We start from the raw sequence: 13994 nt of genomic DNA, 5'->3' as shown, positions 1-13994 counted from the left end.
AATCGTAGAACGGGTGTCCGGCCCGCGGTGTTCACTGCGGAATCAGGTTGCTGGCTATCGCCAGCCGTCGGCCGCCTTCGCCGCCCGCATCAGCGCGTCGCACAACTCGCGGAGCTCAGCCCCGTCGGCCCCTTCTTCGATGGCGATCGCGACATCCTCGGCGGCGCATCTGACCTGGTAGACGCGGTCGGAGAGCTCGGAAGCCTCGTCGGCGGTCAGGACGACGGAATCGGGAGCCAGTGAGGTGCCCTTGACCATGGCGCGCTGTTCGTACGCACGTTGCCGGCAGGACTGCCTGCAGTATTGCCTGCGCCTGCCGAGCCCGGCGTCGGCAACTTCACGACCACACCAGCGACAGGGCGAGGGCTTCAGACGACGTGCCACGGACAGACTGTAAACCGGTCCGCCCGCGGATCCCGGTATCATGAACGGTCGAGTCGGGAACTGCGCGCTGAGTTGCTGCGTTGAGTATCCGGACAAAATTGCGCTTATTGAGGAGTGATGACGATGGCTGATCGTGTCTTGAGGGGCAGTCGCCTCGGAGCCGTGAGCTACGAGACGGACCGCAACCACGACTTGGCGCCGCGTCAGGTCGCCCGGTACCGCACCGACAACGGCGAGGAGTTCGACGTTCCGTTTGCCGACGACGCCGAAATCCCCCACACCTGGCTGTGCCGCAACGGCATGGAAGGCACGCTGATCGAGGGCGATGCACCTGAGCCCAAGAAGACCAAGCCGCCGCGCACGCACTGGGACATGCTGCTCGAGCGCCGCTCGGTCGAGGAGCTTGAAGAGCTGCTCAAGGAGCGCCTCGATCTGATCAAGACGCGCCGCCGCGGCAGCTGACGCTCAGCGCGTAACGCCAACGCCGCGGGCGCGATCCATGCGCCCGCGGAAACCCCATTCCGCGACCTTGAACAGGGCCTCGCGAATGTTGGATCCGCTCATCTTGGACTGACCGAACTCACGTTCGGTGAACGTGATCGGCACCTCGACGACGATGAACCCGTTGTTGATCGCGCGCCAGGTCAGGTCAATCTGGAAGCAGTAGCCCTTCGAGTCGACCGCGGCCAGGTCGATCTTCTCCAGGACCTCTCGCCGGTAAGCGCGGTAGCCGGCCGTGATGTCGTGGATGTCGACGCCGAGCAGGATTCGCGAGTAGCCGTTGGCCGTGCGCGACAACACGAGCCGGCGACGGGGCCAGTTGCGCACCTCTCCGCCTGGCACATACCTCGACCCGATCACCAGGTCGGCGCCGCTGTCGATGGCGTCGAGGAGCCGATGCAGCTGTTCGGGCGGGTGACTACCGTCGGCGTCCATCTCGACGAGCACCGAGTACTCGCGATTCAGACCCCACGCGAAACCCGCCAGATAGGCGGCGCCGAGGCCGTCCTTGGCCGTCCGATGCATGACGTGAATCCGGTCCGTGTCGGCTAACGACAGCTCGTCAGCGAGGTCACCGGTGCCGTCCGGGCTGTTGTCGTCGACGATCAGGATGTGGACGTCCGGGCGCGCCGTGTGCACCCGTCCGACGATCAGCGGCAGATTCTCCCGCTCGTTGAACGTGGGGATGATGACCAGAGTGCGCTCACTCGGGCGCTGACCGGTGGTCATGGGACTCCTTATTGTTCCTTGCCGCGCCGGCGCGGCCGACGCACGAAACTCCCATTGTGCAGTATTGCGGTGATCACAGCGGCAACGCCGAGGACGACGAGCAGGCCCTGGACCCATGGCCCCCACTCCGTTGCGGGCGTGAGCTGCGTTTTCAGCCGTACCTGTGAGTCGAGGTAGGCGGGCTCGAAAAATGAGGTGCGAGCCAGCTCGCGCCCGTCTGGGGCGACGATCGCGCTGATCCCCGTGGTGCCCGCGACCACGACGTATCGGTCGTGCTCAACTGCGCGCAGCCTGGCGAAAGCGAGTTGCTGTTCGCTCATCGCCTCGGTGAACGTCGCGTTGTTGGCGGGCACCGTCAGCAGTTGGGCGCCGTTTTGCACCGACTCGCGCGCGGCTCGGTCGAAGATCACTTCCCAGCACGTCGTCACGCCGACTGGCACGCCTGCGGCGTTGACCACCCCGTTGCCGGTCCCTGGCACGAAGTACCCGGCCCGGTCCGCGTAGGACGACAGGTGCTTGAACAAGCCGCGCCATGGCAGGTACTCGCCGAACGGCTGGATGATCTGCTTGTCGTGCCGGTCCGCAGGCCCGGTTCCGGGGTTCCAGACGATCACCGAGTTGGTCGCGACCGGGTTGTCGGCGCTGTAGCCGGGGGCCGCGACGACACCGCCGACCAGGATCGGCGCGTTGATGGCCGCGGCGGCGGTGTTGATCTCGTCGCGGGCGTCCGGGTTGGTCAGCGGATCGATGTCGGAGGAGTTCTCCGGCCAGATGACGACCATCGGCTGCGGCGCCCGGCCTGCGTGCACGTCGTCGGACAGCTGCATCGTCTCGCGGACGTGGTTGTCGAGGACGGCGCGGCGCTGAGCGTTGAACTCAAGCCCCAGCCGCGGCACGTTGCCCTGCACGGCAGCGACTGTGATCGCCGGGTCGTCGCCTGCGCCGACGCCCGACTGCCGCACATGCGGCCACGCCAGCGCGGTGATCAGAAGGACTGCGCTGATGCACACGCCTGGAAGTACCACCACCGAGGGTGTCGCCGCCCGAGTGTCGTTGTGACGCAACCACTTCACGACCGCGAAGGTCAACGCGGCGAGGCTGAACCCGACCAACGCCACCGCGAATGAGACCAGCGGAGCACCGCCGAATTGGGCAAGTGCCAGCAGCGGGCCGTCGGTTTGACTGAAACCCAGTACGCCCCAAGGGAATCCGCCGAAGGGTACGGTCGACTTGAGCCACTCCTGGGCTGCCCACAACGCGGCGAACCAGAACGGCCAGCCCGACAGCTGCCGGACGTAGACGGCTACCCAGCCGAACAGCGCAGGGAAAAGCGCCTCGAGTATGCACAGCGCGATCCACGGTATCGGCCCAACCAGCCCACTGATCCACGGCAGCAGCGGCAGATAGAACACCAACCCGAACAGGAACCCGTAGCCGAATCCTCCAGCACGCGTCGTGGTATCCCTGGTCAGCACCCAGGCGAGCAAGCCGAGCGCGACGAAGGCCATGAACCACCAGTTGAAGGGTGGGAAGCTGAGGCACAGCGCCACCCCTGCGACGATCGTCGCACCCAACTGGGCCAGCCGGTCCGCTACCGCAAGGCCGAATCGCTTTGCCCAGGAACGGATTCGGGCAGCCTTGTCCATCCGCTCGGACGGAACGAGCTCCGAGTAGTCCTCTCCTTCGACGGGCTCTTCGGTGTCGTCGACGATGGGCGGAAAAATGTCCGTGTCGTCGGCGGCGCGGGAGCGCGCGCGGCGGCGGGCCGGCTTAGCCATAAATGGCGGCACCCCGATGAACCGTCTGCCGACAGCGCGGCAGCGGGTCGTCGAGTCGCGGCAGCGCAGGCACCCGGGAGCGCTGGTCGGTCGACCACCGCTGCACCGCGTCGGCCGGTGCGCTGACTTCGAGGCCGTCGACCTCCCAGATGGCATACGACGCAGGAGCGCCGGGAACAAGGGTTCCGGTGATCCCGTCGCGCGTGCCTCCCGCTCGCCATGCACCGCGCGTGGCAGCTGCGAACGCCGCCCGTACCGACACCGCGCTGCCCGGTGTGCGATGTCGGCTCGCGGCACGCACCGCCGCCCACGGATTCAGGTCCGTCACCGGGCTGTCCGAGCCGAACGCGAGTGGCACGCCTTGGGATGCTAGCAGCGCAAACGCGTTCAACTTGGTGCCTCGGTCAAGCCCGAGACGTTGCACGTACATCCCGTCCTCGCCGCCCCACAGCGCATCGAAACTCGGCTGCATGCTGGCGAGCACGCCCCACGATCCGAGCTTGCGGGCCTGGTCCTCGGTGACCATCTCGAGATGCTCGAGCCGATGGCCGCAGCGCGCGACGGCGGGCGCGCCCAACCGGTCGACGACCCGTTCGAGTGCGGCGACGACGGCAGTGACCGCGGCGTCGCCGATGACGTGGAAACCCGCGGTGATGCCCGCCTCGGTGCAGGCGCGAAGGTGGGCTTCGATCGCGTCGACGTCGAGATACGCGTTGCCGCAACGGTCTGGGGCGTCCCGGTAGGGCTCGTTGAGCCACGCGGTCCGCGAACCCAGCGCTCCGTCGACGAACAGGTCGCCGGCCAACCCGCGGACTGCCGTGCGGTCGACGAGGTCACGGGCCTGCTTGGCCGTCGTGACGTGCTCGCCCCAGTAGCCGATGACCTCGACGCCGTGGTAGGTTTCGCGAATTTCGGTCCAGTCCTCGAGGCCGCCGATCTCGGGTCCCGCGCATTCGTGCACCGCGACAATGCCGAGTGCGGCGGCGGCGTCCAGCGCGGCGAGTCGGGCATCTCGTCGCTGCGCGGACGTCAGGCGGTCGCGGGCCGCAGCGCGAACCACGTGGTGTGCGTCGCTGGTCAGCGGCCGCTGTGGGTCGAATCCCGGCGCCTGCGCAAGACCAGGGGCGAGTCGGCGCAGCGCGGTCGACGCCGCTGCCGAATGCACGTCGACGCGGGCCAGGTAGACCGGCCGGTCGCCGGCCGCACGGTCGAGGTCGTCGGTGCTGGGTGCGGTGTTCTCTGGCCAGCCGGATTCGTCCCATCCGTGGCCCCAGATGGGCCCGTCTGGATGTGTGCGGGCATAGTCACCGATGCGCTGCAGGCAATCCCGCAGCGAGGTGGCGGTGCGAAGGTCGAGCCCGGCCAACGTGAGCCCGGTCGCCGTCAGATGAACGTGGCTGTCGACGAATGCAGGCGCGACGAATCCACCGGCGAGGTCGACGATCTGCGCGTGCGGAAACTGTTGGCGCCCAACATCATCGGCGCCGACCCAGGCGATGACGCCATCGGTGACCGCCATCGCGGTGGCGTCGGGCATGGCCGGGCTGTGCACTCGCCCGTTGAGAAGGAGGGTGGTCACTTACTCGGGCTTGCGCTCCACGACGCGGTGGGGCTGGACGTCGATGACCTCGCCGTCGATGTAGTCGCCGCTGCCCGAGGCGTCATAGCCCCAGCCGGTGGCGGTGGCGCCCGTCGCCGCGGTGACGACCAACGGAACCCGCCGCGCGGCCATGGCCGCGACGAGCGGGCGACCTACGAAGCGCGTCGGCGGCAATAGCAACAGCGTGCCCACCACGGAGCTGGCCAGACCAGGGATCACGACGAGCACGGTACCGAGCGCGACCAGCAGGCTGTCCGCTGCCGCCCCCTGAACCCGGGCAGCAGTCAGGCCCGACTGGAGCCGACGAAGGTGCCGCTTGACCTGCGACCCGGCCAGGCTCACTCCGACGAGCCAGGTCGCCAGCAGCGCCAGGATGGTCCAGCCGAAGCCGATCGTCGAGGTCAAAGCCACAATGACGGCCAGCTCGACGACCACGTAGATCAGAAACAACCGCATCGCCATGTAGGGGAAACGTCCCCGGCACCGGCATGGTTCCGCGGCGTAATCGGGCCACCGACTCAGGCCGGCTGAACCTCTATTGCGCTGTGCACTTTGTCGATGCCGCCGCGCACGATCGCCTGCGGGATCCACCACCAAGCGTGCCACCAATAGCGCTTGGTCACCAGCTCGAAGGCACGGCGCGTTTCGGACTTCGGCAGGTTGCGGGCCACAGCCTCGACCGGTTCGCCCTTCGGCTTTCCAAGTGCGCTCGACGGCTGGATGGTGACGCGGGGCGTGTTGTTGATCCGCTTGGTCTTCCAGGAGCCGTCGTCGGTGACGATCAGCAGCTTGTCGCCCTTCGGCACGCCCCAGACCGGGGTCGGCTTGGGCGTGCCGTCCTTGGTGAACGTGGTCAGCAGCAGATATTTGGAGTTAGCGACGTCGCGAAAGGCGTCTGACATGGGATTATACCGCTTTCGATTCAGAAACGATGCAAGAGCTCGGTTACCCATGAAACCGATTTGCTAAACCGAGCGCAACTCCAGGGTCACGTTGTTCTTCAGGCCGCCGCGCAGCTTGGAGAAAACACCGAACGTCTTGCCGAGTAGCCCGTAGCGTTTCCCGATCGCGTCGTACGTTGCCCCGTTGGCGGACTTGTCCAGGATCGTCGCGACCGCCTCGACCGCCTCACCCTTCGGCTTGCCGACGCGGTCGCACGGCGCGATGGTCACTCGCGGCGTGTTGCGAATTCGCTTGACCTTCCACGACTTCTCCTGCGTGATCACGAGCAGCCGATCACCGTCGGGCGCCGCCCAAATCGCGGTGGGCTTGGGCCTGCCGTCTTTGGTGAAGGTGGTCAGCAGAATGTATTCGGACTTGGCGACTTCAGCGAAGGTGACGGACACAAGCCCAACCTAGCCTTCGAGTTCGCCTTCGGTCTCCAGAAGCACTTGGCGCAGCCCGTCGAGGGTGGCCTGCTCCGGTTGTGCCCACATCCCCCGGCCGGCGGCTTCCAGGAGTCGTTCCGCCATACCGTGCAGTGCCCACGGATTCGACTCGGCCATGAACTTGCGGTTGTCCTCGTCGAGTACGTATTCGGCCGAAAGGCGTTCGTACATCCAGTCGGCCATCACCCCTGCGGTCGCGTCGTACCCGAACAAGTAATCGACCGTGGCCGCCATTTCGAAGGCGCCCTTGTAGCCGTGCCGCCGCATTGCGTTCATCCAGCGCGGGTTGACGACACGCGCACGGAACACGCGGGTCGTCTCCTCCGAAAGCGTGCGGGTGCGCACCGCGTCGGGCCGGGTGTTGTCGCCGATGTAGGCGGCAGGCGACTTTCCGGTCAGCGCCCGCACGGTGGCGACCATGCCGCCGTGGTATTGGAAATAGTCGTCGGAGTCGGCGATGTCGTGCTCCCGCGTGTCGGTGTTCTTGGCGGCCACCGCGATCCGGCGATACTGCCGGTTCATGTCATCGGCGGCGGGTGCGCCATCCAGGCCACGGCCGTACGCGAAACCGCCCCACGCGGTGTAGACCTGGGCCAGGTCGGCGTCGTCGCGCCAGTTGCGGCTGTCGATCAGCTGCAGCAGGCCCGCCCCGTAAGTGCCCGGCTTGGAGCCGAAAATTCTTGTGGTAGAGCGGCGTTGGTCACCATGCTCGGCGAGGTCGACCTGCGAATGGGCGCGGACATAGTTGTCATCGGCCGACTCGTCGAGACCCGCGACCAGTTGCACCGCGTCGTCCAACATGGTGACCACGTGCGGGAACGCATCCCGGAAGAAGCCCGAAATCCGCACTGTCACGTCGATGCGGGGCCGACCGAGTTCGGCCAGCGACATCGGCTCCAGATTGACCACCCGTCGCGACGCGTCGTCCCACACTGGCCTGACACCAAGCAGCGCAAGCACTTCGGCGATGTCGTCGCCCGCGGTGCGCATTGCCGAGGTACCCCACACCGAAAGCCCGACAGACTGTGGCCAGTGTCCGTAGTCGTCGCGGTACCGGGCCAATAGCGAATCCGCCATCGCCACACCGGTCTCCCACGCCAGCCGGGACGGCACCGCCTTCGGGTCGACGGAGTAGAAGTTGCGTCCCGTCGGCAGCACATTGACCAGTCCGCGCAGCGGTGATCCCGACGGGCCAGACTCGATGAACTTGCCGTCGAGCGCCCGCAGGATCTGGTCGATCTCCCGCGCCGTTGCGGCCAGTCGGGGCACCACTTCTGTTGCCGCGAACCGCAGGATGTCGGCGACGGCGGCGTCCTCGGTCAGGGTGTCGACGATCGTTGCGTCCCAACCCGTTTTCTGCAGTGCAGCCACCAGTTCACGCGCGGCCGCCTCCGCCGCGTCCACCGCCGTGCGCTCGTCGGTGCCGTCTTCGGCCAGACCCAGCGCCTGACGCAGGCCGGGCACGGTCTGCTCGCCGCCGAACAACTGCCGCGCCCGCAGGATGGCCAGCACCAGGTCGAGTTCGACCTCACCGCTGGGCTTTTGACCCAGCACATGCAGTCCGTCGCGGATTTGCACGTCCTTGATCTCGCACAGCCAGCCGTCGACGTGCAGCAGCATGTCGTCGAATGAGTCGTCCTCGGGGCGCTCGTTGAGTCCAAGGTCGTGGTCCATCTTCGCAGCGCGCATCAGCGTCCAGATCTGCTGGCGGATCGCAGGCAGCTTGCCGGGGTCCAGGGCAGCGATCATGGCGTGCTCGTCGAGCAACTGCTCCAATCGCGCTATGTCGCCGTATGTTTCGGCGCGCGCCATCGGCGGGATGAGATGGTCGACCAGGGTGGCATGTGCGCGCCGTTTGGCCTGGGTGCCCTCCCCTGGGTCGTTCACCAGGAAGGGATAGATCAGTGGCAGGTCTGCCAGCGCAGCATCGGTACCGCACGCAGCGGACATGCCAAGCGTCTTGCCCGGCAGCCACTCCAGGTTGCCGTGCTTGCCGAGGTGCACGACCGCGTCGGCCCTGAATTCGGCCGCAATCCAGCGGTAGGCCGCCAGGTAGTGGTGGCTCGGCGGCAGATCCGGATCGTGGTAGATGGCAACGGGGTTCTCGCCGAATCCCCTCGGTGGCTGGACCATCAGCACGAGGTTGCCTGCCTGCAGCGCCGCGATCACGATCTCACCGTCGGGGTTTTGGGTTCTGTCCACGAACAGCTCCCCCGGTGGCGGCCCCCAATGCTCGACGACGGCTTCGGTGAGCTCGACCGGCAGTGTGGTGAACCAGTCGCGATAGTCCTTGGCCGACAACCGGATCGGGTTGCCCGTCAGTTGTCCGTCGGTGAGCCAGGCCGGGTCCTGGCCGCCCCGCGCGATGAGGGCGTGGACCAGTGCATCGCCGTCTTGGGCATCGACGCCTGGAATGTCGCCGATCGCATATCCGGCGTCACGCATGGCCCGCAGCAGCGCGACCGCGCTGGCCGGAGTGTCGAGCCCGACGGCGTTTCCGATTCGGGCGTGCTTGGTCGGGTAGGCCGAGAACACCACCGCGATTCGTTTCTGTGGGGCGGGGATGGCCCGCAGCCGCGCGTGTTTGACGGCAAGCCCCGCAACGCGTGCGCAGCGCTCATGGTCGGCGACGTAGGAGATCAGGCCCTCGTCGTCAATCTCCTTGAACGAGAACGGAACCGTGATGATGCGACCGTCGAATTCGGGCACCGCGACCTGAGTGGCGACATCGAGCGGGGACATCCCGTCGTCGTTGTCCCGCCACTGCGTGCGTGAACTCGTCAAGCACAGACCCTGCAGGATCGGGATGTCCAGCGCGGCGAGATGCGCGACGTTCCAGCTGTCGTCGTTGCCGCCCGCGGTGACGGTGGCGGGCGTGGCACCGCCCGCCGCGAGCACGGTCGCCACCATCGCGTCCGCGGTGGCCAGCAGATCGAGCATGCCGGCGTCGGCGGTCCGCAGTGACGCGCAGTAGACGGGCAGCGGCCGACCGCCGGCCTGCTCGATGGCCCGGCACAGCGCCTCGATATAGCCGGTGTTGCCTGCGAGGTGCTGAGCTCGGTAGTAGAGCACTGCCACGGTCGGGCCGTCCGTGTCGGGCGTCGCGCGGTCGAGGATGCCCCAACTCGGGGTGGTTTCCGGAGGCGCGAAACCGAAGCCCGTCATCAACAACGTGTCGCACAGAAATGCGTACAGCTGGCGCAGGTTGGGTGTTCCACCCTGGGCGAGATAGATGTGCGATTGCAGTGCCACACCCGCGGGCGTCGTCGAATGGCCCATCAGGTCGGCGTCGGGCCCCTGCTCGCCGCTGACGACGACGGTCGGAACGCCGCTTGCCACGACGGTGTCGATGCCGTCCTGCCACGCGCGGTAGCCGCCCAGGATGCGGACTACGGCGATGTCCGCACCGTCCAACAGCTCGTCGAGTTCACCGTCAACCAACCGCGACGGGTTCGCCCACCGGTAGCTCGCCCCGCTCTCTCGGGCGGTGATCAGGTCGGTGTCGGACGTCGAGAGCAGCAGGACGATCGGATCGGGCACCCGTCATTACTACCCCAAGCTGGCCGCGGGCTGAGGCCTAGCTGCCGTTGCCCCAGCGGCCGTGCCATGTCTGCGGGTACGGCAGGCCGAGGCCGGCGATGAGTAACAGCACGAGTACGCCGAATGCGATTAGTGCGAACATCGTCGTTCCTTTCGTGACATTCGGTTACTACACACGCGTGTAGTAACCCGGAACTTACGGCGCTACCAGCCGGTAATGAGTGAGTTGTGTGCCACGGATCACGACGGGCGCCGGTGTGGCGAGCGTCACATCCGGCTTCGAATCGCAGCCATTTAAACCGTGTTGGAAGGGCTGCGGCCGGCGGACGATTCGGCGCATGACTGAACTCCTAGACGTGGTGAAACTCGGGGCCAACATCGGCGCCCGCATCGACGGTGTCCGACTGGCAGGCGATCTGAATGCCGAGACCATCGCGGCGATCAACGATGCACTCCTCGAGCACAAGGTGATCTTCTTCCGCGACCAGCACGACCTGGACGACGACGGCCAACTTGCCTTCGCCAGCCGGTTGGGCACACCCACCACCGCGCATCCGACCCTGTCCGAGGGCGAGACGGTGTTGCCGATCGATTCGCGCTACGACAAGGCCAACAGCTGGCATACCGATGTCACGTTCGTCGATCGCATTCCGAAAGCGTCTCTGCTGCGGGCAGTTTCCCTGCCAAGCTACGGCGGGACCACGACGTGGGCCTCCACCGAAGCGGCGTATGACCAATTGCCCGCGCCGCTGCGGATACTCACCGAGAACCTTTGGGCGGTGCACACCAATCAGTACGACTACGTCCGCGAGTACGCCGAGCCAAACGAGGCGCTGACAGACACAGTGCGCGAGTACCGGGAGGAGTTCGTCCGCGAGTACTACGAGACCGAACATCCGGTGGTGCGCGTTCATCCCGAAACCGGCAAGCGGGTGCTGCTGCTCGGCCACTTCATCAAACAGTTCGTCGGCCTTGGCTCCGCGGAGTCGGCAACCTTGTTCAACCTGCTACAGGCTCGGGTTACCAAGCTGGAGAACACGATTCGATGGAGTTGGCTGCCGGGCGATGTGGCCATTTGGGACAACCGCGCCACCCAGCATTATGCCGTCGCAGATTATGACGACCAGTACCGGCGGCTCAGCCGCGTCACGCTGGCCGGGGACATCCCCGTGGACATCCACGGCCAGCGCAGTCGCGCCGTCGTCGGCGACGCCACGCACTATTCGGAGGTGGTCAGCCCCATCGCGCTGGCGAGCTGACCTACAGCCGATCCATTTCGCGCCCGATCAGCGCGTTCTCCAGCCACAAGTGCCGCTTCGGATACACCGGTTTCGGCGGCTGCGCCGCACTGGCGAACCAGTCACCGACGGCAGCGGCCACGACGCGTGCGGTGCCGACCCACCCGCGGATCTTGGCGGGCGGCAATGCCACCGCTGCGGCCGTGCTGAAGAGCACCTGCTGTTCGGTGATCAGCGTTTGCGTTTCACTCGACGTCTGCGGCGAGGAGACGAGTCTCTCGCGACTCTCGTCGGGTTGTGGGCGATATGTCGTTGCCATGTCAGTCATTTCAGTTGCTCCCACCCTGTGTTCTCTTGGTGCCCGGCTGAGCCGAAGACCTCATGGGAGAAAATTAGCGCCGGTAACGGTATGTCTCACGCGTAGACGGGTACCTGATTATTCGGCTAATTCGCGAGCCGCTACCTAGGTACTTATCCGGGTACTTGTGACGCGGCTAGGCATCGGCATTGACGTGGGCATAAACCGAAGGCCCGCCGAGAGGTGATGGCGCAGGCTTGCCCCCGCCCCTGCCCCAGCAACTCCGGCGGGCCCTCGGCATGGTCAGAGCCTCATCATCTCCCGCGCCATGCGGGAGTCCTCGAGATAGTCCTGACGGGACGGATAGTGCCGCCGCTTCGGTTGGGTTGTGTTGTCGGCCTTCACGAACGCTGCCGTCAGGAAAGCCAGGACCGCCCCGGTCCAGCGTCGGCCGGTCTGCTCCGGCTGCAACGGCACAGCCGCTGCGGTGGCGAACAGCACCTGCTGCTCGGTGATCAAGACCGGCGTACGCGGCGCCTCGACGGCTGCGCGCCGGCCGGCCACCTCCGGTGTTGCGCCGAAAGACGCTAGTAACTCGGTCATTTGGAATCCCCCCTGTTTTCGGTTGCTGCCGAACGGTTGGCCCGGCTGCTCGATGGGAAGAATTCTCGGCCGGTACTTAGCGACCCTCACGAGTATCCAACTACCTGTTTATCGCGCTCACCGCCTACTCATGCATTTCACGCAAAGCCAGATGCACGCCTTATCTAGGCATCCATCCGATTTCAGCAATGTCGGCGGACACACTGTCAACGCTCAACATGTGCGCCGTACCGTGATGTGGTGGCCAGAACGCGCGACCGCGACGCCTGCCCTGGCGCGCTGCAACTGCACCAGGCGGCCGACGGTGCGCTGGCCCGGGTGCGGTTACCAGGCGGTGTGATCTCACCCGGACAGCTGGAGGCCCTCGCGAGGGCCGCGACGGAGTTCGGGTCGCCTGCCATGGAGCTCACGTCTCGCGGCAACATCCAACTACGGGCGATCACCGACACCGCGTCGGTCGCCGAAATCGCCGCCGCCGCAGGCTTGTTGCCTTCGCAAACGCATGAGCGGGTACGCAACATCGTCGCCTCTCCACTGTCCGGTCGCATCGGAGGCATGACCGACATCCGCGCGTTAGTCACCGAATTGGATGAGGCGATCCAATCCGAGCCTGCGCTGGCGGAGTTGCCGGGCCGGTTCCTGTTCGGTATCGACGACGGCCACGCCGACATCTCGGGCCTCGCCGCCGATGCAGGGGCACATTATCTCGACGAGACCACCGCGGCCCTGCTGCTGGGAGGCCGCGACACCGGCGTGCGACTGGACCGGCCGGACGTCGTTCCGGCATTGATCGCTGTCGCGACACGATTCGTCGACAATCGCGGAAAGGCCTGGCGCATAGCCGAAATGGCTGACAGCGCACCGCTGCTGGAGGGCTTCACTGCCGGCGCGGAAAACGGCGCGACGTGGCAGGCGGTGAACAGGCCGCCAGTCGGGTGGCTACCGCAGGACGACGGCCGCGTCACCCTCGGCGCGGCCGTGCCGCTCGGCGTGTTGCAGGCCAGGGTCGCCGAGTTTCTCGCGGCGATCGGCGCGCCGTTGGCGATCACCCCGTGGCGCTCCGTGCTGGTCTTCGACCTCGACGAAGGCGTTGCCGACACCGCGCTGCGCGTGTTGGCGCCGATGGATCTGGTGTTCGACGAGACTTCGCCCTGGCTGTCGGTCAGCGCGTGCACGGGCAGCCCCGGCTGCCCACATTCGGCCGCCGACGTCCGCGCCGACGCCACTGCCGCGCTCGACGACCCCGCCGAAGGGCATCGGCACTTCGTCGGCTGCGAACGCGCCTGCGGCAGCCCGCCCGTCGGTCAGATACTGATCGCCACCGGGGACGGTTATCAGCGCCGCGCGCGTTCGTAGTGCCTGCGGGCGCGATCGCGATTACCGCAGTCGGCGGCGCTGCACCATCGTCGGTTCCGCCGGTGACTGCTGTCCAGGAACAGCCAGCCGCATGCGACGTCGCCGCACGCCTTGACGCGGTCGCGTGAAATCTGCGTAAGCAAGTCGACGGCTGCGACAGCCAATCGATCGACCGGTGTGCACACCGTCGGCTGTCGATCGATCCACTCGATGCCGTCATCGACGGCGCGAAGCTCCCTGCGCTGCAACGCAGTTCGGTATTCTGCGCCGATCGTCTGTAACGCCGCCTGCCTTCCGTCGGTCCACAGCGCGTGGAGCGCCTCCCGTAGCCGCTTGGCACGCGCGACTGCGCGCTCAGCAGAGTCGCTGTCTGACCGCATGGCGCGCATGAGTGCATCTGCTTCGGTGGCTGACACCACTCCTGCGTGGCGAGACCAGCCAACCAGATCGGAGTAGTTGCCGAGATTGTCGATGCGCCGCGCGTCGTCACCCCGCCAAGCGACCGTGTTCACGAGGTCGATCACGGGGTTCCCCCCGCGCAGGGCGAGCTTGTCGGCGGCTGTCACGTATCCGATTCTA

14 protein-coding genes are annotated in these 13994 nt (G+C 66.5%); 3 read left to right on the top strand and 11 right to left on the bottom strand.

The genetic code is table 11. The annotated features are described in order from the left end of the window. Positions 1-54: 54 nt before the first annotated feature. A complete protein-coding gene (locus J3E61_RS29955) occupies positions 55-384 on the bottom strand; it encodes a hypothetical protein (RefSeq protein ID WP_192722959.1) in 330 nt (109 codons plus the stop codon). Positions 385-507: 123 nt separating this feature from the next. Between J3E61_RS29955 and J3E61_RS29950 the strand changes: the two genes are divergently transcribed. Then, complete coding sequence (locus J3E61_RS29950; protein ID WP_015307550.1) at positions 508-846, top strand: RNA polymerase-binding protein RbpA; 339 nt, start codon at positions 508-510, stop codon at positions 844-846. Positions 847-849: 3 nt separating this feature from the next. Here the strand turns inward: J3E61_RS29950 and J3E61_RS29945 are convergent, their stop codons facing one another. The 7 genes from J3E61_RS29945 to cobN form a co-directional block, all read right to left on the bottom strand. Next, positions 850-1614, bottom strand: a complete 765-nt coding sequence (locus J3E61_RS29945) for a glycosyltransferase (protein ID WP_192722960.1) — start codon at positions 1612-1614, stop codon at positions 850-852. 8 nt (positions 1615-1622) lie between these two features. Beyond that, complete coding sequence (gene lnt / locus J3E61_RS29940; RefSeq protein WP_210086335.1) at positions 1623-3392, bottom strand: apolipoprotein N-acyltransferase; 1770 nt, start codon at positions 3390-3392, stop codon at positions 1623-1625. Next, positions 3385-4971, bottom strand: a complete 1587-nt coding sequence (locus tag J3E61_RS29935) for an amidohydrolase (RefSeq protein ID WP_210086334.1) — start codon at positions 4969-4971, stop codon at positions 3385-3387. The genes lnt and J3E61_RS29935 overlap by 8 nt, the downstream gene beginning before the upstream one ends. Beyond that, positions 4972-5454 (bottom strand): membrane protein FxsA, encoded by a 483-nt coding sequence (gene fxsA / locus J3E61_RS29930; RefSeq protein WP_210086333.1) that lies wholly within the window; start codon positions 5452-5454, stop codon positions 4972-4974. 56 nt (positions 5455-5510) lie between these two features. Continuing rightward, positions 5511-5894: a PPOX class F420-dependent oxidoreductase gene (locus J3E61_RS29925; protein WP_192722964.1), complete on the bottom strand. Its 384-nt coding sequence runs from the start codon at positions 5892-5894 to the stop codon at positions 5511-5513. A gap of 63 nt (positions 5895-5957) precedes the next feature. Next, entirely contained in the window at positions 5958-6338 is a 381-nt protein-coding gene (locus tag J3E61_RS29920) for a PPOX class F420-dependent oxidoreductase (protein WP_210086332.1), read from the bottom strand. 9 nt (positions 6339-6347) lie between these two features. Further along, the gene (cobN, locus tag J3E61_RS29915; protein ID WP_210086331.1) at positions 6348-9920 is read right to left on the bottom strand and encodes a cobaltochelatase subunit CobN; all 3573 of its coding nucleotides are present in this window, start codon (positions 9918-9920) and stop codon (positions 6348-6350) included. 338 nt (positions 9921-10258) lie between these two features. Here cobN and J3E61_RS29910 point away from each other — a divergent pair, with 338 nt between their 5' ends. Then, entirely contained in the window at positions 10259-11179 is a 921-nt protein-coding gene (locus tag J3E61_RS29910; RefSeq protein WP_192722967.1) for a TauD/TfdA family dioxygenase, read from the top strand. 1 nt (position 11180) lies between these two features. Here the strand turns inward: J3E61_RS29910 and J3E61_RS29905 are convergent, their stop codons facing one another. Beyond that, positions 11181-11486, bottom strand: a complete 306-nt coding sequence (locus tag J3E61_RS29905) for a hypothetical protein (RefSeq protein ID WP_210086330.1) — start codon at positions 11484-11486, stop codon at positions 11181-11183. 273 nt (positions 11487-11759) lie between these two features. After that, complete coding sequence (locus J3E61_RS29900) at positions 11760-12059, bottom strand: hypothetical protein (RefSeq protein ID WP_210086329.1); 300 nt, start codon at positions 12057-12059, stop codon at positions 11760-11762. Between the two features lie 240 nt (positions 12060-12299). Between J3E61_RS29900 and cobG the strand changes: the two genes are divergently transcribed. Continuing rightward, positions 12300-13415, top strand: a complete 1116-nt coding sequence (gene cobG / locus J3E61_RS29895; protein ID WP_210086328.1) for a precorrin-3B synthase — start codon at positions 12300-12302, stop codon at positions 13413-13415. Here cobG and J3E61_RS29890 read toward each other — a convergent pair. Then, the gene (locus J3E61_RS29890; protein ID WP_210086327.1) at positions 13394-13981 is read right to left on the bottom strand and encodes an ABATE domain-containing protein; all 588 of its coding nucleotides are present in this window, start codon (positions 13979-13981) and stop codon (positions 13394-13396) included. The genes cobG and J3E61_RS29890 overlap by 22 nt on opposite strands. Between the last annotated feature and the right edge of the window lie 13 nt (positions 13982-13994).

It is taken from the genome of Mycobacterium sp. OAE908, from assembly GCF_017872775.1.
Taxonomy (GTDB): Bacteria; Actinomycetota; Actinomycetes; order Mycobacteriales; family Mycobacteriaceae; genus Mycobacterium.
The sequence above is the reverse complement of the archived record's forward strand: the minus strand, read 5'-3'. Positions and strand labels throughout refer to the sequence as shown.